This is a genomic window from Trinickia sp. Y13, from assembly GCF_029522115.1.
In the GTDB taxonomy this organism is placed as follows: domain Bacteria; phylum Pseudomonadota; class Gammaproteobacteria; order Burkholderiales; family Burkholderiaceae; genus Trinickia.
Window position 1 is genome coordinate 83,642 of sequence record NZ_JAKWFK010000004.1, and the last position, 21,072, is coordinate 104,713.

The window sequence follows — 21,072 nt, forward strand, 5'->3', positions numbered from 1 at the left end:
CGCAATAGGAGCGTTATCGCGCTAATGCAAACGGCCGCCGGTTCTTTCTCCGCTCAGCCGGCCGGCGAGCGCACTACCCGAAGCGCGGCCGACACCATCTTCGCCACGACCGGTTTGATTTGGTCTGCGAGATCGGGCCGGTAATCGAACGGCGCCGTTTCGTTCATGTACGTCGACTGGCACATTTCGAGTTGCACCGCGTGTACGCCTTGGTCGGGCTGGCCATAGGCGCGCGTGATATATCCGCCTTTGAATCGTCCGTTCGCTACCCAGGTGAACCGCTCATCGCTCAGCGTCGACGTAATCGCGTCGAGCACCCGCGCGTCGCAGCTTCCGCCGCCATTCGTGCCGAGGTTCAGATCGGGCAACTTGCCTTCGAAGAGCCTGGGCAGCACGCTCGCAATCGAATGCGCTTCCCACAGCAGTACCTGGCCGAATTCGGCTTTCAATCGATCCAGTTCCAGTCGCAGCTTCGCATGGTATGGGCGCCAATACGCGTTCAAGCGATGTGCGATCTCGGGCGAATCAGGCGCACCTGCCTGTAGATAGAGCGGCTCGCCACGAAACGTTTCGGTAGGGCAAAGCCCCGTCGTCGTCTGGCCCGGATAGAGGCTTTCGCCCGTCGAGGGCCGATTCAAGTCGATCACATAACGCGAGAAGCGCGCGCCGAGCACCGAGGCGCCCATGGCAGTTGCAAAATCGTACAGTCGATCGAGATGCCAGTCCGTATCGGCGACCAAGCCGGCGACGTCAGTCATCTGCGCGCGCACCTTCGCGGGAATCTCCGTTCCTAAATGAGGAATAGAAATCAGCAGCGGAACATAGCCCTGCCGAAAGTGAAAATCGGTATCGCTCGACATCAACATGCACTCTCCCTGGATTTCCTTTTCGGAAACCGTCGATAAGAGAACCATACGGAGACAAACGCAAGATCGAACCCACCATCATCGGCACTTAACGTCTCTATAAGGCGCGCTTATCTAAGCGTTTTTGCGCCTGCCCACCGGAGAATCTGTTTATCATTGAACGCTTCCCGAAAAAAACTCGCCGGCGTCGCACCGATGCCGGCGCCCAAGAAGGTGTCATGTCAGAGTTCCGAGAGGAAAGCCTTTCAACGTCGGGGGACCACGAGCCAACGACTTCAGAGTGCCCGGAGCCGACGCGCACCGGCCCACTGTCCGAGGCCAAGCTTCTCGGAAGGCGAACGCCACCTGCCGCAGCAGAAACTGCGCATCGCGTCACCCAGCCTATCGGCGGCTATCAATCGCTTGCGGGGCTGTTGTTCGGGTACGCATTACTGATCGCGGGCAACGGTCTCTTTCAGACGCTGATTCCCCTCACGATGCTGCATGCCGGCACCTCGACACTGATGGTCGGGCTCGTGCAATCGTGCTATTACGGCGGCTTCGTAGCGGGAGCCATATGCAACCGCCGCCTGATCGATAGGATCGGCCAGCATCGCACTTTCGTCGCCTTCGCGGCAGCCGCGGCCATTCTCGCCTCGGCGTTCAGCCTGTTTCAGTCGCCTTGGGCCTGGGCGCCGATCCGGTTCATGACCGGTTTCGCGTTCATGGGCCTCTACACGTCGATCGAAAGCTGGCTCAACGGCACCTCGCGCAACGAGAACCGTGGGCAAATCTTCGGCATGTACGCCGCCATCAACTATCTAGCCGTCGGCACGGGCCAGTTCATGCTGCGGCTGCACGACCCTTCGGACGGCCGTCTGTTCTCGTTGGTCGCGGCCCTATTCGCCTCTGCAGTGATACCGGTATCGCTGTTCGAGGGGTGGCCCGTTCGCGTGGCCGACGAAAGCCTCGACCGCCTGCCGCCTCATAGTTGGCGCGACAGCCTACGCGCGATGGCGCACGCCTCGCCGCTTGCGATACCGGGCTGCATCCTGGCTGGGTTTCTCTACAGCACGTTCTATTCGATGACCCCCGTGTTTCTCGAACGAACGGGCTTCTCGACATCGGAACTCTCGACATTCATGGGCGTTGCGCTAGTCGGCGCGCTGATCCCGCAGTGGCCGATGGGAAGGCTCTCGGACCGTATCGATCGACGCAGGCTCGTCTACGCGACGGCAATGATCTCGATGAGCCTGAGCTTGATGCTGGCCGCCATTCATCTGACTGCCTTCGTCTGGATCGGCATGCTCGCCTATGTCGCGGTCACGTTCACGCAATACGGCCTGATCGTCTCGCACATCCACGACCGCACGCAGCCGCACCTTCGCGTCGCGGTGTCCGCCACGCTGCTGGTGTTGTTTTCGGTCGGAGGCTTGAGCGGCCCTGCGTTCGCGTCGCTGCTGATGACGGCCATCGGACCGACCGGGCTCTTTGTATTCAACGCGCTTTCGAGCGTGCTGATGGCGCTCAGCGCACGGCGAGCGTTGCGGGCGCTACCTTAGCGTCCCGCATCCCGCCCACCGCACGCATCAAAGCGCGTCTTCGCTCAACACCATCAACTGCGTGTTGCCGCCTGCCGCACTCGCATTCACCGTGACCACACGCTCGCGCACGAGCTGCGTCCAATCGTATTGCCCGTCTTCGCCCTCTCGAACGCACCCGACCATGCATTGGGCCGCCATCGTGCGAATCGCAGCGATCTCCTTCTTGTTACGCGACACCATCACCACGTCGGGACGGACGTTCGCGAACTCGCCGCCGATTACGCGAACCGCATCGGTCGAATCGACCACTCGGCAGGCATCCCCCAACGTACGGGCAATCGCTTCGGCGATCGACGAACGCAGCAGCACCACTTGGTTGCCGAACGCGCATGCGTTAATCGCTTGCACAACGACCGCCGCAGCCGATAAGCCCGCACACAGGACTTGCCCACGCGGCAAAACTTCGACCGTGTTCTCCTCCCCGCTCAACGCCGGCAGCGTAATCGGCTTCAATCCATCGGCTCGCTCCAGCAGACGCTGCGTCAGCCCCGCGAGCACGGCGCGCAAATTGTCATCTGCCAGCCATTCGTCTGCACGTGCCAACAGGGTCTCGACGTTGGACCGGTTCTTGCCGCGCGTATCGTCCATTGCCTTTCGCCGGTCAACGAGTTTCCCGTCGGCCGTTTCGATCGGAAATTCGTAAAACTTCTCGCTGACCGCGCCGGGGCTCGATGCGAACGGACCCGAAGCAACGTTGAACGACGGCGCTACGTCGCGCGTGAGGGCAAACAGCGTGAGCGGTCCGCCCCACATTGGCCCCGTCCCGCAGGCGCCCACGCCGCCGAACGGCTGCATCCCGACGAACGCGCCTTGCATTGCGCGATTGATGCAGACGCTGTTCGCTTTCGTGTTCGACAGGAGTCTGCCCGTCGCCTCGTTGATGCGCGTGTGCAATCCTTGGACGGCACAGCCCATCGCGCCGAGCTGCGCAAGTAGCGCCGCCATTTGGCCGGTTTTGAACCGCACGACGTGCAGGATAGGCCCCGTCACCGTCGCATCGAGTGATGCAAGCGAGTCCGTCTCGCCGAGCTCCACGATCGTTGGTGCGACGAAGTTGCCCTTTTCATAGACATCGGAAAGCTTGCCGCGCGTCACCGAAAATCCCTTGCGCCCCATGCGCTCGACGTAGGCCTCCATGCGCTCGCGAACCTGGCGCGTCGCAACCGGTCCGATGTCCGACGCGGCACTGAGCGGGCTGCCGGTCCTGCGTTCGCTCAACATGCCTTTGAGCATGGCGAGCACCTTGTCCGCAGTCGAATCCTGCAGACATAGCAAACGAAGCGACGATGCCGCCTGTCCCGCGCCTTTGAAGGCGGAGACGAGCGCATCGGAGATGACCTGCTCGGGCAACGCGGAGCTATCGACGATCATGGCGTTGACGCTGCCGACGGCGCTGAGGAACTTTGGCGGATCGGCCCGCTTGGCCAGCTCGGCAGCGATCGATCGCGCCGCCTTCGCCGTTCCCGCAAACACGACTGCAACAACACGCGCATCCGTTACGAGCGTCTGGCCCACCGTCCCGCCCGCGCCGGGCACGTATTGAAGAACGCTTTCGCCCAGGCCTGCACGATGGAACGCTCGCGCCGCTTCGAACGTGATCAGCGATGCATCGGTGGACGGTTTGGCGACTACGACATTGCCCGCTGCAAGCGACGCGGCAACCTGACCGACAAACGTCGCGAGCGGCGACGACGCAGGCGTCAAGCTGACGACCACGCCGAGCGGCGGCGCAGCGTCCAGCCGCCCATCGGTGTGGAGCTGATAGGCATACAAGCGACACAGGTTGACTGCGGTTCGCACTTCATCGGCAGCTTCCGCCAACGTGGCCCCGCTCTCCAACGCGAGCAATGCACCGAGCCGCGCACTGGAACGCTCGATTTCATCGGCCACGCTCGCCAACATCGAAGCGCGTTCGGCCGTCGACGTCTGCGCTTGTGCCATGGCAGCCGTTTCCGCTGTAGCCAAGGCTCGAGCAACGTCACCCAAGCTGCCGTCCGTCACGGTACCGATCGCTTCGGCCGCGTCGCCCGCACTGTAGACGACGCGCATTGCGCCCGATGCACGTCCCGCAGCGACATCGCCCGCCACGATCGTCCGCGCCGCGACGCGCTCACTGCGAATCTGCGCAACGGCGGCATCGAACGCAACCGAATCGGCGAAGCTCAATGCAGCCGCATTCGCGCGCCCCGGAAGCACGGCGCTAGGCGCCGGAATGCCCGCGTGGGGCTTACCGCCCGTGCGCGCCGCGCGCGCAACGGGATCCTCGACGAGATCGGCAATGCTGACGGTCGGATCGACGATCTGGTTGACGAAAGACGAATTTGCGCCGTTTTCGAGCAAGCGCCGCACAAGATAGGCCAGCAGCGTCGCATGCGGGCCGACCGGCGCGTAGATTCGGCATGCACGGCCGAGTCTTTGCGGCCCGACGACTTGGTCGTAAACCGTTTCGCCCATGCCATGCAGACATTGGAATTCGTAATCCTTCCCCTGCGCGAGCGTATGCACTGCCGCGATGGTGAAGGCGTTGTGCGTCGCGAATTGCGGGAAGATCGCGTCGGGCGCGTTCAACAACACCTTCGCGCAGGCAATGTAGCTGACGTCGGAATGCACCTTGCGCGTGAAGACGGGATAACCGGCCGCGCCCGCATCTTGGGCCAGCTTGATTTCAGTATCCCAGTACGCCCCTTTGACCAGCCGAATGTTGATTCGCCGCCCGGTCGAGCGCGCGAGCGCGATGATCCAATCGGCCACCGCGCGGCCGCGCTTCTGATAGGCCTGCAGCGAAATCCCGATACCGTTCCAGCCGCGCAGGCCAGGTTCGTGGCACAGCCGGTCGAGCATGTCGAGCGTCAACTCGAAGCGAGCCGACTCTTCTTGGTCCAAGTGAAAACCGATGCCGTAGCGCTTTGCCAACTGTGCGAGCTCCAACAAGCGCGGGTAAAGCTCGGCCAGCACGCGCTCTCGCTGCATCAATTCGTACCGCGGGTGCAGGCCCGAAATCTTGACCGACACGCCGGGGCCGTCGATCGGGCCGCGCGCTTGGGCGTCCTTGCCGATCGCCTCGATCGCGTGCCGATACGATTCGAAATAGGCGCGCGCATCCTCATCGGTCAACGCGGCTTCGCCCAGCATGTCGTAGGTGTATCGGTAGCCGCCCGATTCGCGCTTTTTGGCTTCGCCGATAGCCTCTTCGATGGTTTGACCCGTTACGAATTGCTTGCCCAGCATCCGCATCGCATACGCGACGCCCGCTCGCACGACCGCTTCCCCACCCTTGCGCACCACCCGCGTCAATGCTTCGGCCAACGCATTCTCATCGGGCTGCTTGAGGAGCTTGCCGGTCACGAGCAGGCCCCATGCCGTGGCGTTCACGAACACCGACGGCGACTTGCCGATATGCGCGCGCCAATCGGCATCGACGATCTTGTCGCGGATCAACTGATTGCGCGTTTCAGTGTCGGGGATCCTCAGCATCGCTTCGGCAAGACACATCAACGCGATGCCTTCGCGACTGTCGAGCGAGAATTCCTGTGTCAATAGATCGACGCCGCCCGCATCGATCCGCGCATCGCGCACGCCCTGCGCCAGCCGCGCCGCCAGATCCTGCGCTTGCGCGAGCGTAGGCGCGTCCATACGCGCGTCCTGCATGAGCGCTTGGACCGCATCCTCTTCGCGCATCGCCGATGCATCGTGAATGCGTTGACGCAGAGTGGCTAGATCCGTCGCGACGGTCTGCATGGTTTCGATTTCCGACAGCATGATGAGAGGTTCGGTAGGTAGACTTCGGAGACGGCAAGCCGAGTGCTCGCCGTCCGTTCAGAAAGCTCCGGCGGCGCCGCGCAGGCGCTCCGTTCTGCGGCGCAGGAGTTCGAGCGTCAGCAGAAGCAGCGTCGAGACGACGACGAGAATCGTGGCGACCGCGAGAATCGTCGGGCTCAGTTGCTCGCGAATCCCTGACCACATTTCACGCGGCACCGTTCGTTGATCGGGACCCGTCAAGAACAAAGCGACGACGATCTCGTCGAACGAGGTCGCGAATGCAAACAGCGCGCCGGAGACGACGCCGGGCGCGATGATCGGCAACTTCACTTGCAGGAACACGCGCAACGGCGATGCGCCCAGACTGCGGCCCGCGCGCGAGAGCGCCTCATTGAAGCCGGCCAGCGTAGCCGTCACCGTCACGACGACGAACGGCACACCGAGCGCGGCGTGCGCGAGGATCAGGCCGCTCAAACTACCCGTGAGCCCCAGCGGGCCGAAGGCGAAGTAGACGCCGACCGCCGTGATGATGAGCGGCACGATCATCGGTGACACCAGCACGCCCGTGATGAAAGCCTTGCCTTTCAAGCGCGGATTGGTGAGGCCAAGCGAAGCCATCACCCCGAGCACGCTCGCAATGAAGGTCGAAGCCACGCCGGTGATCATCGTGTTCTTCAATGCCAGCATCCACTCGGGGCTGTCGATGAACGCTCGGTACCAGCGCAGGCTCAACCCCGGCAGCGGATAGGTGAAATACGGCTGCGAGTTGAACGAGAGCGGCATCACGACTAGAACGGGCGACACCAGGAACAGCAGCACCAGCAGCGAAACGCCGATAAATGCAAACCGTCCCAAACGGCCCCAGACCGTCACATAGGCAGGAAAACTGAACATTTGGCTTACCCCAGTTTCACGCCGGCGCCGCCGGTGAGTTTCACGAACAGGCCGTAGACGATGAGCACGCCCGCGAGGAGAATCGCAGCGAGCGCACTCGCGAGCCCCCAATTGAGCGTTGTATTGACGTGGTAGGCGATGTAGTAGCTCGCGAGTTGGTCGTCGGGGCCGCCTACGATGGCGGGGGTGATGTAGTACCCCACGGCGAGAATGAACGTGAGCATGCCCGCGGCGCCGACGCCCGGCAGCGTCTGCGGGAAGTAGGCTTCGAAAAAGGATCGCACTGGCCCCGCGCCCAGCGAACGCGCCGCTTTGACATAGAGATTCGGCACGCCCTTCATCACGCTGTACAACGATAGGATCGCGTACGGCAGCAGAATGTGCGTCATTGCGACCAGCACGCCGAATCGGTTATAGATCAGCGCCAGTGCGTGATCCGTCAATCCCAGCCGAATGAGAATATCGTTCAGCACGCCGTGCGTCTGCAGCACCACCACCCAGGCCGTGGTGCGCACGAGGATCGACGTCCAGAACGGCAGCAATACGAGAATCATGAACAGGTTGCTGTAGCGAGCCGGAATGTTGGCGAGAAAATACGCGACCGGATAGCCGAGCAAGAGGCACAGCACGCTCACCGAAATGCTGACCCACGCAGTCTTGACGAACACGTCGACATAAAGCCGCTGGCCATCGGGTTGCCTGACGATGGCGCCCCTTTCGTCGCGCGTGAAGTCGAAGGCCTTCAAGTAATACCCGAGCGTCCACGGCGAGGCCGCATACTTGAGCGTCGACCACGACCTCACCTCGTCCCAGCGCGGATCGATCTTGGAGAAGCGCTGACGCCACGTTCCATCGGTGCTTTCTCCGAGGCGGCGCGCCGTCTTCATGATGAGGCTGCGCATGCCTGTGTCGTCATAGTTCAAGCGCGACGCGACGCGGCTCATGCCGTCCGTTCCTTTGATGGCCAACAAGTCTCGGCCGAAGGCCTCGTACACGTGCTCGCCCGGCAGTTGGCCCGCCGAGGGGCTCCAGTGGTGCAACAGCCTCGCCGCATGCGGCAGTTCCAGGGAAACGACCGGATCGCGAAAACTCTTCAGCAACAGGCTTCCGATCGGAACGAGAAACGTGACGAGGAGGAACGCAAGCAGCGGAAAAACGAGCATCGCAGCCTTGGCGCGCTCGGCGCGCTCCGCACTGCGCAGCTTCGCTTTGAGGCTTCTCGAATCGGCCACGCCCCCCTGCTCGGCGTCGCCCCGCGGTACCGCAACATCAGTTGGCAAAATCATCATGGTTCGGCGGTAGATACCGCACCCTCCTACTCGATGCAACAACGGAATGCGATTAGGTTCGACCCGGCTTTACTGCAGCGCGCGGCAGGCATCGGCCATCCAGCCCACGTCCACCGAGTCGCCGATGCGCAACTTGCGCGCGGCCCCATCATTGGGCAGTTTCACGATGAAGTCGTGACGCCCGCACACTTGCATGACGACCCGCAGGTGATCTCCGTAATAGATGAGATCCTTGACGCCACCGTTGAAGACGTTGTCGCATGCACGCGCCTGCTCGCCGACGACGATGCGCTCGGGCCGCAGCGAAACGCTGGTGGCGCCGGCCGCATGCATCGCGGCGCCCGTGCTAGCGACGATGCTGTGCCCGCCGTCGATCCGCACCGTGCAACGCTCGCGATCGACCGACGCGACGGTCCCCCGCAATTCGTTGCTTTCGCCGATAAAGCGTGCGACGAATGCGTTCTCGGGTTTCTCGTACAGTTCGGGCGGAGAAGCAAGTTGCTGAATGACGCCGTTGTTGAAGACCGCAATGCGATCTGACATCGTCATCGCCTCGCTCTGATCGTGCGTCACGTAGACAACGGTGAGGCCGCTCTGCTCGTGGATCTGCTTGATTTCGTACTGCATCTGCTCGCGCAGTTGCTTGTCGAGCGCGCCGAGCGGCTCGTCCATCAGCACGAGCGCCGGTTCGAACACCAGCGCCCGAGCGACGGCGATACGCTGTTGCTGGCCACCGGAGAGCTGGCCCGGCATGCGATTGGCGAACTTTTCCATGTTCACCATGTTGAGCGCGCGCTTCACCTTCCTCGCGATCTCGTCTTTCGACACCTTGCGCACCCGCAACGGAAACGCAAGGTTCTCCGCAACGGATTTATGCGGAAACAGCGCATAGCTTTGAAACACCATGCCGATGTTGCGGCGCTCCGGCGGAATGCGATTGATCGGCTTACCCTGAAGAAGAATCTCACCGTGCGTGGCGGTTTCGAACCCCGCCAGCATCATGAGACACGTCGTCTTACCCGATCCGGACGGCCCGAGCATCGTGAGAAATTCGCCCTCGCGAATCTCGAGGTTGAGGTTCTTCACCACGAGCGTTTCGCCGTCGTAGGTTTTTTGGACGTTCTTGAAAGAGACAATCGTCGACATCGCAATTCCTTGGGGTTGCTCGGCAATAGCCGCACTCGCTCGTCAGGCGCCGAACTGCCACTCGCGCGGCGGCAGGTACGTTTCCTTGACCACACGGGGCGAGGCCCAGCGCAGCAGGTTCAGGTAGGAACCCGCCTTGTCGTTGGTGCCGCTGGCACGGCCGCCGCCGAACGGCTGCTGACCGATCATGGCGCCCGTGGGCTTGTCGTTCAGGTACAGGTTGCCGGCCGCGTTGATCAGCACGTGCTCGGCCTGGTGCAAGGCAAATCTGTCCGTGCAGAAGATCGAACCCGTGAGCGCATAGGGACTCGTCGAATCGATGATCTCGAGCGTTTCGTCCCATGCACCGTCTTCATAGACGAACACCGACATCACCGGCCCGAACAATTCTTCTTTCATGAGCACATGCTTCGGATCGCTCACTTGGAGCATGGTGGGCTCGACGAACCAGCCCGGCTCCGACCATGTTTTGCCACCCGAAACCACCGTGACGGCCGGATCGTCCTTGGCCGCCGCCAACACGCGGGACAGCTTCTGGTGCGAGGCTTGCGAAATCACCGCGCCCATGAAGGTATCGGGATCGGCCACGTCGCCCACCTTCAGGGCAGCCAACCGATCGCGCAGTTCCTGGCTCACCGAAGCCCACAGGCTGCGCGGGATATAGGCGCGCGACGCCGCGCTGCACTTCTGCCCTTGATACTCGAACGCGCCGCGAATCAGGGCGATCGCCACTTCCGACGCATTCGCCGACGGATGCGCAAGGACGAAGTCCTTGCCGCCCGTCTCGCCGACGAGGCGAGGGATCGTGCGGAAGCTGTCGACCTTCGATGCGACGCCCTTCCACAGCGATTGGAAAATGGCCGATGAGCCCGTGAAGTGAATACCGGCAAGGTCAGCGGAGGACATCACCGCACGCGTCGTCATTTCCGCGTCGCCGGGGACGAAATTGATGACGCCGGGCGGCAGCCCCGCTTCTTCCAATGCTTCGAAGAAGATGTAATTGGCGAGCGCCGATTTTTCCGACGGCTTCCACAGCACGGTGTTGCCCATGATGGCAGGGGCCGTCGTCAGATTGGCGCCGATCGCCGTGAAGTTGAACGGCGAGACCGCGTAGACGAAGCCTTCGAGCGGACGCCAATCCGCACGATTGACGGCCGTCGGCACGGACATCGGCTGTTCCGCATAGACGCGTTGCGCGTTGTACGCGTTGAAACGCAGAAAGTCGATCAGCTCGCATGCGCTGTCCGGCTCGGCCTGATCGATCGTCTTGCTCTGCCCGAGCATCGTGGCTGCATTGATCTTGGTGCGCAAGCGCGTGGCGACGATGTCCGCGGCGCGATGCAAAATCGTCGCGCGGCTCGCATGGGTCAGGCTTGCCCAATCGCGAGCGACGGCCTTCGAGCTTTCGATCGCTTCATTGACTTGCGCTTGCGTAGGACGATGAATCCGCGCGAGCAGGCGCTCGGTATCGTGCGGGGCGCGCACCTCGACGACTTCGTTCGAGAAATACCGTTTCCCGCCGATGACGGTCGGGATCTCGGCGACTTCGCGACGCTCGAGCGCGCGGCTCAACTCAACTGCCGCCGCCGTTCCCTTGCCGAAGGACACCTCCGGCTCGTTCGCCGGTAACGGAAATTGTGGACCTGACATCGCGCTGACTCCTTTGGAAGAACTTCGGGACTACGTAGGGAATGGGCCGGGTCGTAAATCGCGGGTTTTCCCTTATCGAATAAGGCTCCGCGCCCCATGCGCCCCGGCATGAAAACCGTATTTGCAGATTAGTTGTTGAATAAATCAGGCCCTATTGCTTCAACTCGCCTTATGCTCAGGATCGGTCGCGGTGATGCAAGACGGGGCGATGTTCTCATTGGGCGCAAAGCTTTACTTAGGACTCCTATTTAATTTTTGATGACGAAGCGAGCCGCTTCGCCTCCTGTGTCGCACTAGGGTCGAACTGCTAGACCCGAACTATTCGGCGCCGACGGTGGTGACAGGCACCCATTTCGCCCCCTCCACGCGATAAAGCGTCGATGCCGGCTTCTTCAAATCGCCGTGCGCATCGAAAGCGATCTTGCCGGTGATGCCGTCATAGTCGATCGTTCGCAGGGCTCGCATGAACACCTCGGGTTTAGCGGAGTTCGCCTGCTTCATCGCCGCGACCACCAGGCCGCCGCAGTCGTATGAAAACGGCGAATACGTCAGGATGTCCATGCCGAAGCGTTTGCGGAATTTATCCGCGAAAGCCTTGCCTCGCGGCAGCGAATCGATGGGCCTGCCGTATTCCCAGGCCATGGCGCCTTGGGCGGCGCTGCCGGCGACGTTGATGAAGATCGAATCCGCAATGCCGCCGCTGCCCACGAACTGCGTGCTCATGCCGAGCTGTCTCATCCGCTTGGTGACAAGCGCCGCTTGATTGTCGCTGCCTGCAAAATAAAGCAAATCGGCGTTGGCGGCCTTCAGGTTGGTCAGTTGCGCGTTGAACTCGACCGCCTTGTCGTTCGTGTATTCCGCGGCAACGATCTGTCCGCCGGCCGCCAGCACGGCCTTCTTGAATTCCTCGACCGCCCCTTGCCCAAACGCCGTACGATCGTCCATGACCGCGATGCGCTTCGCGTGAGTCACCGTTACGGCGTATCGCCCCGCGTTCCCGGAGTTTTGCGCGTCGGTGGCGATGATTCGAAAGATGTTGTCGAGGCCGCGAAGGGTGATCGTCGGATTCGTCGCCGCGGGATCGATCAGGGGGATGCCTGCTTGCGCGAAGACCTGCGACGCAGGCAGCGCCACACCCGAGTTGTAGTAGCCGACGACGGCGACGACCCCATCGTCGACGAGCTTTTGGGCGACCTGCACCCCGATACGCGGGTCGGCCTGGTCATCCACCACATCGAGTTCCAAGCGAACGTCTTGTCCCCCAAGCTTGATGTGCTGAGCGTTGGCCTCGTCGAGCGCAAGGCGAACGCCGTTCTCGATATCTTTGCCGTTCGACGCGCTCACGCCCGTCAACGGGGCCGACACCCCAATTTTGATGACCTGCTGCGCCTGCACCGCGCCGCTGCCGACGCACAGCGCGAACGCCATCGCAGCAGGCAACGCAAACCTTCCCAAACCATTGATCATCCGTTCAGTCCTTTTTTGCAAGTTTTGGCGCGTGACCGGGTCACCGGGAGCCAGCTAGATGCCATCTGGCCGGCTTGGCACCCAAGAAGTTATGCCATTCCTGAACACCTGTTCAGCACAACAAATCTGCTCGGAACTATATATCCAAACTCTTGAAGGTCAAATTGGAGTCATCTCAGTGATTTCCCTGATTTTGCGATGAAGCTCACGGTGCCAATCGATGAACAATTGTTCAGCGCAGACATTCCTCCGCCCCGAAAACTGGCACCGCAGATACTGAACGCTTGCTCAGTATTTTCCATTTCCGATGTACCATTCTTGCCATCCCCGCGGCGCAGTCCCCGCATTCCTAGCGGCTCGACACCACGATCAAGGAACACAGATGCAGCAAATGAATGCCGCGCTCCCGGCTACCAGCGAGACGAGAAAAGACGACACGGCCCACTACGAGGGGATGAGGCTGCGTCTGATCGATTCGACGCTCGAAGTGGTGGGTCAAGTGGGGCTGGAGAATCTGACGATCCGCAAAGTGAGCGACCACGCGGGCGTATCGGTCGGACTCGTGCATCACCATTTTGAAAACAAAAGCGACCTCGTCTATAAAACCTTCGTCCATCTGATTCGGCGCGTCCGCGATCAACTCACGGCCGGCCGGCGCGGCATCATAGATCCGGTCGAACGCATGAAGTTCACGGCCGACATGTGCTTTAGCGATGAAGTCATGAGTCCCGGCGCCGCAAACGTCTGGCCGCATATGTGGAGTTCGTCGGCGCACGATCACGAAGTGCAACGGCTGTGCGCCGCATTTTCCCGGCGGCTTCGCTCCAACTTCATCTTCGACTTGCGGCAAGCCGGCTGCGACCGGACCATGGCGACCATTCACGCGATTCAAGCCATGGCGTTGGTGCATGGCTTGTGGATCGAACATCGCGTTGCCGCGTCGATCACGATCGACGAGGTGCTCGGGGTCTTTCATGGCGTCATCGACGACGCCACGGGACGCGTCTGGAGGATGAACGCGACTCGCGCGTATTCACGCTAATTCCATTGGAATTCCACGGTTGCGCCGCCGCCGCCCGCAGCCGCGAACCATCACAGTCGCGGATTTTCTGCATTAGCGGCACCGATGCAATGCATGCGGCGGCTTCCCCTCGCTAGCCTGGATCTCCTGTTCCGTCCTCCTCGCCATACCGACAAAGGCAGAAACGATATGACTTTCAAGCGAATGTTCCATGCGGTGGAAACGCACGCGGGCGAGCCCATGCGCGTGATCACTGGCGGCGTGCCGCACATCCCGGGCGATACCGTCTACGAGCAGATGAAATGGCTCGAGAAAAACGACGACCAAATCCGCCAACTCATGCTGCGCGAGCCGCGCGGTTATCCGCCCGTCTGCTGCAACCTGATCGTCCCGGCGAAGCATCCCGACGCCAAGGCCGGCTACATCATCATGGAGCAAGTCGAGTACCCCGTGATGAGCGGCGGCAATACGATTTCGGTTGCGACCGTGATGCTCGAAACCGGCATGCTGCCGATGACCGAGCCGGTGACCGAGTTCCAATTGGAAGCGCCGGCCGGCCTCATCGGCATCAAGGCCGAATGCAAGGACGGCAAAGTCACGCAGGTCACGTTCAAGAACGTGCCTGCATTCGCGGCGCATCTCGAGGCGGTGATCGACGTGCCTACGTTGGGCAAAGTCACCGTCGACGTAGGCTGGGGCGGCATGTTCTATGTGATCGCCGACGTGCGCCAGTTCAAAGGGCTGGAGCTGATTCCCGAGCATGGTAGGGAAATCGCCCGCATCGGCGCCCTGATTACCAAGGCTGCACAGGATCAACTGCCGGTTTCGCACCCGCACTACCCCGGCATCGGCATCACGATCGCTCAGCTCTCGGGGCCGACGCGCAATCCGAACGCCGATTGGCGAAACGCAGTGACGGTGGCCAGCGGCGCTGTGGACTTCGATAATCCCGCGACTTGGACGGGGGCAATCGATCGTTGCGCTTGCGGCACCGGAACCTGCGCAAAGATGGCGACACTGCATGCGAAGGGCGAACTGAAACTCGACCAACCGTTCCGCCATGAGGGATTGCTCGGCATCGTCTACACCGGCAACCTCGTTGAAGAAACGAGGATCGGCGACCACAAGGCCGTCGTCCCGACGATCTCGGGTCGTTCCTGGATCTACGGGTACAACACCTGGGTCTTGGACCCGACCGATCCGTTCCCCAACGGTTTCACCGTCGGCGATCTGTGGGCTTGATCGGCCGCAGGTTCTATGGCTAATGGGCTCGCAGCGAGGAGATATCGCTACGAGCCTTTTTGTTTTTTGGCGAACGTGCGACGCGAACGGCGCGTCGCGGCCCGGCTAAAAAAGAAGCCGTGGCGGATTCGAATGCCGAAACGACGCTCGAACCCACCACGGCTTTATCAACCGATCCGCGTCAACCGCTCACTTCTGTCCCAGCCAAACCGCGAATTTCTGGTTCAAGTCGTCGGAATGATCGGCCCAGAATGCGACGTCGGAAGTGACGGCATTCTTTTGGTTTTGCGGTGCGGTCGGCAGATACGGGGCCACCTTCTGATCGACCTTCGCCAACGAAGACTGCCGCATCGGTCCCAGCGCCGTTGCCGACGCCAGCTTCGCGAGCGAGTCCGTCGACGTCGCATACCGGACGAACTCCTGCGCCGCCTTCACGTTCTTCGAACCCTTGACGATCGCATAGCCCTCGATATTCTTGACCTCGCCATCCCACAGGAAGCCGAACGGCTTCTTGTCCTGCATGATGGCCGTATAGATGCGGTTGCAATAAGCACTCGACATCGAGACCTCGCCGTCCGCGAGCAACTGCGGCGGTTGCGCGCCCGTCTCCCACCACACGATCGACGACTTGATCGTGTCGAGCTTCTTGAATGCACGGTCCACGCCGGCGGGAGTGGAGAGCGTCTTGTAGACATCGGCGGCAGCGACGCCGTCTGCGAGCAATGCCCACTCGAGCGCACCTTCCGGCGATTTGCGCAACGCGCGCTTACCGGGGAACCGCTTCAGATCGAAGAAATCAGCAACCTTCGTCGGCTCGGCGCCTTTGAATGCCTTCTTGTTGTACGTGATCACCGTCGACCACGCGACGTTGCCCACCATGCAATCCGAAAGGCCTCCCGGCAGAAAATCGGACTTGGCGGATGCCGGCAGCGTTTCCGGGTCGATCTTCTCGAGCAACCCTTCATCGCAGGCGCGCGTGGCGTCGGACAACTGCATGTCGACAACGTCCCACGTCACGTTCTTCGTCTCGACCTGGCTTCGAATTTGCGCGATGCCGCCGTTGTACGTATCCATCTTGACCTGACCGCCCGCCTTTGACGCAAACGGTTGAACCGCGGTAGCGTTTTGTGCGTCTTGATACGAGCCGCCCCACGACGCAAAAACGAGTTCGGATGCCGCGGCATGCATGGATACCATCCCCATGCTCATGGCGACGAGCGCCAATGTCTTCAAAGAACTACGCATTTAAAGCCTCACCAAGAAATGTGTCGATGTCTCCACCCTTATGCCGGGCAGCGTTGTATCCACGTCCACATGTCTCTACGTTATGGAGGATGCGTGCCGAGAGCGCCTCGTCACGCCCTGTCGTAGATGACATGTAACGGAAATCTATGCCGCCGTAATGAGGGGGGCCGAAACATTCGCGTCGGTTATGCAATGCATCAACGAACTTCCCGGCGCAAGGATCAGACAGGCCGATTGAACGCGCGAATGGAGGACAGCAAACCGTCGGGCACCTCGAGCTCAGTGATGTTCAGGTGGCTGCCGGGAATCCGCACGCCCCGCCCCGCGAGCCGGTCGATTTGCGCGGACAGCCGGTCGATGAAATTCGGCACGAGCAGATCGGGCTTGATTGCAACGACGAAGAGGCCCACGCCCGGGCACTCGCTCCCGGATGCATACGATGGCGCATCGATCGACCAATTTCCGCCCGTCAGGCCGGCCGCCAGGATTTCGACCATGAGCGCGAGATTGGCGCCGCGCGCCCCGCCAAAGGCCAACAGAAGACCTTTGACGGCCTTTTGCGCATCGGTGGTCGGCTCGCCGTTCGCGTCGACTGCCCAGCCCTCCGGAATCGCGTCGCCACGCTCGGCCGCTTGCCTAACGTTGACGAACGCCGTGGCGCTCGAAGCTTGGTCGAGCACGAACGGCTTGGCCCGCCCGGTCGGTGCGGCGAACGCCATCGGGTTTGTCCCGTACACGGGCTTGCGGCTTTCGAGCGTAGTCATCTGTGCAGTCGCGTTCGTCACGGCGATCGCCACGAGGCCCTTTTCGGCGAGCCGTCTCGGATAGTAGCCAAGCTCGCCGACGGTGAAGTTGTTCGTCTGCGAGAAGGCCGTTACGCCGAACGTATTGGCGCGCTGGACGATCTGATCGAACGCGCGATCGAAACCTAGTTGCGCAATCCCGCCGTGCGCATCGACGCGCGTCAAAGCGGGAGCGGGCGAAGTGATGGTCGGTTCGGCGGACGTCGAAATACGCCCTTTTACGAAGCCGTCGAGATAGTCGGGCAGATGCGCGAAGCCGACTGCTCGGCTACCGGCCCATTCCGCGGAGACGACCGCATTGGCCAGAGACGTTGCGATCGAGTCGTTGGCGCCGGCGTCGAGTATCGCCTGCCGGGCAATGGCAAGAGCTTCTTGTGTTTCGAGTCGCATGCTGTCCTCTGAATGTGAGCCGCGGTCGCCGTCGCAAGTGGAGACCCGTCGGCGCGAGCGTGGCGATGCGATTTTCTACACAGCGTTCATCGAACATCATCGTTGTAAACGGTGTTTATATTCAGCGATAGCGGCGCTTATTCCTGCAGCGAGCCGGCAGGCCGGGCCTGTTTCCGCCAATACCTCGGCCTAGCGCTCCTCGGGCAAGCAGATCTGTTCCTGCTTCAGCGAGAGTGCCTTGGCGATATCGCGCGATACCTGGCGCTCGAACGACTGCCGCAGCAGTTCGACCATGTCGGTGGGAAGGTGGCCCAGTTCGTTTTCTCGAAACGCCAAGTAGAAGGAGCGACTCAGCGCTTGATAAGGCCGGCCATGCCGAGAAAACGACGAAAGCGGCACCACGCGCAGATCCGGTACGTAATGCCTGGATTGCCATATGCATAACGGAGTCGTCACCGCAAAGCCCAGCCCTGCGGCGACGAGACTGAGCATCGGGTCGGTGGCGTCGAACTCGCAGGTGCGCTCGATGTTTTCCGAATTCGATGCCAAATAGGCATCGATGTGCTGCCCGATCACCGAACGCGCGCTATAGCGGATGAATTGCAGATTGCGGCTCAGATCGGCGAGCGTAGTGAACCGATCTACCTCGAAGCTCGCCGGCAAGACGACGAAGTACGGTTCGGAAAAGAGCTTCTGCCGGCGAATGCCCGGCGCTTGCGAAATGCCGTTGGTCGTCACGGCCATATCGAGTTGGCGCGCTTCGAGCTGCGCATCGAGGGTGGGCGTGATGCCGGACCACAAGCGGATTTGATGCGACGTGCCCGATAGCGCCTTGATGATGATTGGCCCGATCGTCGCCGCAAAAGAATCGACACAGCCCAGACGCACGACGACGCGCTTCGCGCGTGTGACGTTGCGTACGCTTTCCACCATCTCGTCGGCGCCGGTGAGCAGCACCGTGGCATGCTCGAACAGGCGCTGCCCGGCGGCGGTCGGCCGGGCCGGGCGGGTCGTTCGATCGAGCAAGGTCGTATCCAGCAACGTCTCGAGCGCTTTGATGCGCTGCGAAACGCCCGCCTGCGAAATGGCCAGGCGATCGGCGGCATCGGAGATCGAGCCGGCCTCGACGACGGCGACCCAGCTCGCCAACAGGCTCCAGTCGGGATATTGCTCAGGTACGCTCTCTTTCATGGCGGCGGCGCGTCGACATCGGATTTAAGGAAGGATGCCCTCGCGAGCCGAAGCCGAAACCGAATCGTCCCGGCTCGCGCACCGCTAGTCTGCGCTGCCATGCACCCGTGCCGCAAGACCCATTGCGCTGTGCGCTGGCGCAAGGTTACGCAAGGCGGCTTCCAGCGCAGCGAACAAGGCGGCCGCCGATAGATTGGCCTGCTTGTCGTCGTCCCCTGCCAATCGCCTGCGTTCGAATTCCGACCGCCAGCGGCCTGCGACCTCGATCTCCATTGCATGGATGCCGTCGTCCGGCCTGCCGTAGTGTTCGGCCGCAAACGCGTCGGCGATCTTGCCATTGACCACCCATGACCGGCCGTCTGCCTTGACCCGCTCCGTCAGGGATTTCACTAGGCGGCGATCGCAGGATTTGCCGCGCGCCGTGCCGATGTTGCAATCGGAGGCATCGACCTGATCGCGAAAAGGCGATAGCCAAAAACTCGCATGAAAGATCAACAACAGCACATTGTCGTGGCGCGCTCTAAGACGTGAGCGTTCCCGAGCAACAGCTTCATGAAAAGGGAGCCAATACGCTTTGACGCGCGCGTCTATCTCAGCGTCGCTCGGCTCGCATCCCGGGTCGTACAGCGGTTCGCCTCGCGCGGTGTGAGTGCGGCACAGACCGTTGCGATTCAAGCGGCGAGACAGGGGACGGTCGAAAGTGGCGACGTTCAGGTCGATCACGCAGGGGTGATAGCGCGCTGAAATACACGAAACGCCGTGGTGCTGCGCCGCCGCCTGCAGCGCGAGTCCGGCCGGGTCGGCGACGCGGCCTTGAACGTCGCGCCAGGAAGGGAATCTGCGCAGGTCCTCGGGGATATCGGCGCCCGTATGCGGCATGACGAGGAGGATCGGCGAGTCGGCGCTGACCATGTGTCCGTAAGCCGTGTTCTGCATCGTGGGGCCCTCAGGTTTGCGTCGTGCTCTGCCCGGTTGCTCGAGGAGCAACGAGGCGATGTGTGACCAAACGTAGAGAACTCACGGTAGTGGAACCCGTACCGCTCGGAGCGATCGTAAGCGCGGCTTTACCTGTCTATAAGCGGGGCTTAAGTATGTCCCCGTCTCGCTGCCGACTGGCCACGCTGCCGGACGCGCTCGACGCATAACCTAATGTAATGCGCCCCGGAAAATAAAGCGCATTGACGCTGCCCTCGCCCCCCACCAATACTCGAATCACAGCGAGGGCGTGTCTTAACGTCGCGCCGCGGTATGAGAAGAGCCTTCGCGATTCACGACAATGCACGTTGAGCGGTTCACACGCTGGTCAGCAGCCGAACGAGCGCGCAAGGTGTCCCAACAGAATTGACGCTATGAACTCGGTAGAAAGAATGTTCGTCCCCGCGCTGCAAGCCGAAGATCGATTCTCGAACCCCAGCACCTGGGAGAGTGGCGGGAAGCTTTGGGTAAGCGGTGAAGAGCAGATCCTAACCTGCGCGCGTGTGGTGGACGAAACCCACGATGTCAAAAGCTTTGAATTCCGCGTGGGAGACGGCTCGTCGGTGCGCTTCGAACCGGGTCAGTTCATGACCATATCGGCGAACGTGCAAGGGCAGCTAGTCCAGCGCTGCTACACGATTTCGTCGCCGCCGACGCGTCCCTATTTGCTTTCGATCACTGTCAAGCGCGTGCCGGGCGGCGCCGTGTCGAACTGGCTTCACGACAATCTGAAGGCAGGCGGTCAATTGCGTGCGTATGGCCCATCGGGCAGCTTCACGCCGACGTCGGCCCCCGGCGCCGAAAAATCGCTTTACCTGTCCGCGGGTTCGGGCGTGACGCCTTTGATGTCGATGACGCGTGCCGGCATCGACCTCGGGCTCGATCGCGACATCGTATTCGTTCATAGCGCCAGAACACCTGCAGACATCGTTTTTCGAAAGGAACTGGAAAGGCTCGTCGCGCTCTCCCCTCGCCTTCGCACGTTCTTCCTTTGCGAAGGCATCGGCGGCGAAACCGATTGGTCCGGGCCCACTGGCCGGCTCAGTCTTCAGCTTCTGTCCGAATGGGTGCCGGATTATGCCGAGCGTGAAGTATTCACCTGCGGCCCCCGCGGGTATATGAGCGCCGTGCGCACTTTGCTTAGCGAGGGCGGCCACGATCCGGCTCGTTACCACCAGGAAAGCTTCGATATCTCGGCGGGGGCTGTGGCCGAGGCTGCCGCGCCGAAGTGCGACGCGTCCCAAACATCGCAAGAAACCTTCACCGTCAAGCTCTCACGTTCGCAGAAAACGTTCACGATGACCGCTTCCGAAACCGTGCTCGCGGCTGCGAAAAAAGCTGGCGTTCCGATCCCCTCCTCATGCAGTCAAGGCATCTGCGGGACCTGCAAGACCAAAGTGATCGAGGGCGAAGTCGAGACGAAACACAACGGCGGCATCCGCGATCGAGAGATCCAGAAAGGATTCCGGCTGCTCTGTTGCAGCCGCCCGACGTCGGACTTGGTGCTCGAACTTTAGCCGGTCGGCAAGCGCCCGCCGCTCGATCGCCGCT

General features: G+C 61.7%; 15 protein-coding genes. 4 read left to right on the forward strand and 11 right to left on the reverse strand.

The genetic code is table 11. The features are described 5' to 3' along the window. Positions 1 to 53: 53 nt before the first annotated feature. Positions 54 to 860: an N-formylglutamate deformylase gene (gene hutG / locus MMB74_RS08960; RefSeq protein WP_277428618.1), complete on the reverse strand. Its 807-nt coding sequence runs from the start codon at positions 858 to 860 to the stop codon at positions 54 to 56. 224 nt (positions 861 to 1,084) lie between these two features. Here hutG and MMB74_RS08965 point away from each other — a divergent pair, with 224 nt between their 5' ends. Beyond that, positions 1,085 to 2,407 carry an MFS transporter gene (locus MMB74_RS08965; protein ID WP_277428273.1) on the forward strand — a complete coding sequence of 441 codons (1,323 nt, stop codon included), beginning with the start codon at positions 1,085 to 1,087 and terminating at the stop codon, positions 2,405 to 2,407. A gap of 27 nt (positions 2,408 to 2,434) precedes the next feature. On the opposite strand, the gene putA is transcribed toward MMB74_RS08965, so the two are convergent. The 6 genes from putA to MMB74_RS08995 form a co-directional block, all read right to left on the reverse strand. Continuing rightward, entirely contained in the window at positions 2,435 to 6,208 is a 3,774-nt protein-coding gene (gene putA / locus MMB74_RS08970; RefSeq protein WP_277428274.1) for a bifunctional proline dehydrogenase/L-glutamate gamma-semialdehyde dehydrogenase PutA, read from the reverse strand. Positions 6,209 to 6,265: 57 nt separating this feature from the next. Further along, on the reverse strand, positions 6,266 to 7,102 hold the full coding sequence (locus MMB74_RS08975; protein ID WP_277428275.1) for an ABC transporter permease: 837 nt from the start codon (positions 7,100 to 7,102) through the stop codon (positions 6,266 to 6,268). A 5-nt stretch (positions 7,103 to 7,107) separates the two neighbouring features. Next, a complete protein-coding gene (locus MMB74_RS08980; protein ID WP_277428276.1) occupies positions 7,108 to 8,334 on the reverse strand; it encodes an ABC transporter permease in 1,227 nt (408 codons plus the stop codon). A 126-nt stretch (positions 8,335 to 8,460) separates the two neighbouring features. Beyond that, on the reverse strand, positions 8,461 to 9,537 hold the full coding sequence (locus MMB74_RS08985) for an ABC transporter ATP-binding protein (protein ID WP_277428277.1): 1,077 nt from the start codon (positions 9,535 to 9,537) through the stop codon (positions 8,461 to 8,463). A gap of 42 nt (positions 9,538 to 9,579) precedes the next feature. Then, positions 9,580 to 11,187 carry an L-glutamate gamma-semialdehyde dehydrogenase gene (gene pruA, locus MMB74_RS08990; protein WP_277428278.1) on the reverse strand — a complete coding sequence of 536 codons (1,608 nt, stop codon included), beginning with the start codon at positions 11,185 to 11,187 and terminating at the stop codon, positions 9,580 to 9,582. 318 nt (positions 11,188 to 11,505) lie between these two features. Beyond that, positions 11,506 to 12,615, reverse strand: a complete 1,110-nt coding sequence (locus MMB74_RS08995; protein ID WP_277428619.1) for a branched-chain amino acid ABC transporter substrate-binding protein — start codon at positions 12,613 to 12,615, stop codon at positions 11,506 to 11,508. 421 nt (positions 12,616 to 13,036) lie between these two features. On the opposite strand from MMB74_RS08995, the gene betI reads away from it, so the two are divergent. Together betI and MMB74_RS09005 are read left to right on the forward strand one after the other, a co-directional pair. Further along, positions 13,037 to 13,696 (forward strand): transcriptional regulator BetI, encoded by a 660-nt coding sequence (gene betI / locus MMB74_RS09000; protein ID WP_277428279.1) that lies wholly within the window; start codon positions 13,037 to 13,039, stop codon positions 13,694 to 13,696. Positions 13,697 to 13,864: 168 nt separating this feature from the next. Continuing rightward, positions 13,865 to 14,917, forward strand: a complete 1,053-nt coding sequence (locus tag MMB74_RS09005) for a proline racemase family protein (protein WP_277428280.1) — start codon at positions 13,865 to 13,867, stop codon at positions 14,915 to 14,917. Positions 14,918 to 15,106: 189 nt separating this feature from the next. Here the strand turns inward: MMB74_RS09005 and MMB74_RS09010 are convergent, their stop codons facing one another. From MMB74_RS09010 to MMB74_RS09025, 4 genes are all read right to left on the reverse strand, one after another. After that, positions 15,107 to 16,162, reverse strand: a complete 1,056-nt coding sequence (locus MMB74_RS09010) for an ABC transporter substrate-binding protein (RefSeq protein WP_277428281.1) — start codon at positions 16,160 to 16,162, stop codon at positions 15,107 to 15,109. A gap of 221 nt (positions 16,163 to 16,383) precedes the next feature. Further along, positions 16,384 to 17,355, reverse strand: a complete 972-nt coding sequence (locus MMB74_RS09015; protein ID WP_277428282.1) for an Ldh family oxidoreductase — start codon at positions 17,353 to 17,355, stop codon at positions 16,384 to 16,386. A 189-nt stretch (positions 17,356 to 17,544) separates the two neighbouring features. Further along, positions 17,545 to 18,546 carry a LysR family transcriptional regulator gene (locus tag MMB74_RS09020; RefSeq protein ID WP_277428283.1) on the reverse strand — a complete coding sequence of 334 codons (1,002 nt, stop codon included), beginning with the start codon at positions 18,544 to 18,546 and terminating at the stop codon, positions 17,545 to 17,547. An 84-nt stretch (positions 18,547 to 18,630) separates the two neighbouring features. Then, positions 18,631 to 19,482: an N-formylglutamate amidohydrolase gene (locus MMB74_RS09025; protein ID WP_277428284.1), complete on the reverse strand. Its 852-nt coding sequence runs from the start codon at positions 19,480 to 19,482 to the stop codon at positions 18,631 to 18,633. 413 nt (positions 19,483 to 19,895) lie between these two features. On the opposite strand from MMB74_RS09025, the gene MMB74_RS09030 reads away from it, so the two are divergent. Then, positions 19,896 to 21,038 (forward strand): hybrid-cluster NAD(P)-dependent oxidoreductase, encoded by a 1,143-nt coding sequence (locus MMB74_RS09030; protein ID WP_277428285.1) that lies wholly within the window; start codon positions 19,896 to 19,898, stop codon positions 21,036 to 21,038. Positions 21,039 to 21,072: the final 34 nt, after the last annotated feature.

Bases quoted from the DNA above. Each gene is read 5' to 3' on its own strand.
- betI (WP_277428279.1), top strand. From the start codon at position 13,037: ATGCAGCAAATGAATGCCGCGCTCCCGGCTACCAGCGAGACGAGAAAA.
- MMB74_RS09030 (WP_277428285.1), top strand. From the start codon at position 19,896: ATGAACTCGGTAGAAAGAATGTTCGTCCCCGCGCTGCAAGCCGAAGAT.
- MMB74_RS08965 (WP_277428273.1), top strand. From the start codon at position 1,085: ATGTCAGAGTTCCGAGAGGAAAGCCTTTCAACGTCGGGGGACCACGAG.
- putA (WP_277428274.1), bottom strand. From the start codon at position 6,208: ATGCTGTCGGAAATCGAAACCATGCAGACCGTCGCGACGGATCTAGCC.
- MMB74_RS09025 (WP_277428284.1), bottom strand. From the start codon at position 19,482: ATGCAGAACACGGCTTACGGACACATGGTCAGCGCCGACTCGCCGATC.
- MMB74_RS08985 (WP_277428277.1), bottom strand. From the start codon at position 9,537: ATGTCGACGATTGTCTCTTTCAAGAACGTCCAAAAAACCTACGACGGC.
- pruA (WP_277428278.1), bottom strand. From the start codon at position 11,187: ATGTCAGGTCCACAATTTCCGTTACCGGCGAACGAGCCGGAGGTGTCC.
- MMB74_RS09010 (WP_277428281.1), bottom strand. From the start codon at position 16,162: ATGCGTAGTTCTTTGAAGACATTGGCGCTCGTCGCCATGAGCATGGGG.
- MMB74_RS08995 (WP_277428619.1), bottom strand. From the start codon at position 12,615: ATGGCGTTCGCGCTGTGCGTCGGCAGCGGCGCGGTGCAGGCGCAGCAG.
- hutG (WP_277428618.1), bottom strand. From the start codon at position 860: ATGTCGAGCGATACCGATTTTCACTTTCGGCAGGGCTATGTTCCGCTG.
- MMB74_RS08975 (WP_277428275.1), bottom strand. From the start codon at position 7,102: ATGTTCAGTTTTCCTGCCTATGTGACGGTCTGGGGCCGTTTGGGACGG.
- MMB74_RS09015 (WP_277428282.1), bottom strand. From the start codon at position 17,355: ATGCGACTCGAAACACAAGAAGCTCTTGCCATTGCCCGGCAGGCGATA.
- MMB74_RS09020 (WP_277428283.1), bottom strand. From the start codon at position 18,546: ATGAAAGAGAGCGTACCTGAGCAATATCCCGACTGGAGCCTGTTGGCG.
- MMB74_RS09005 (WP_277428280.1), top strand. From the start codon at position 13,865: ATGACTTTCAAGCGAATGTTCCATGCGGTGGAAACGCACGCGGGCGAG.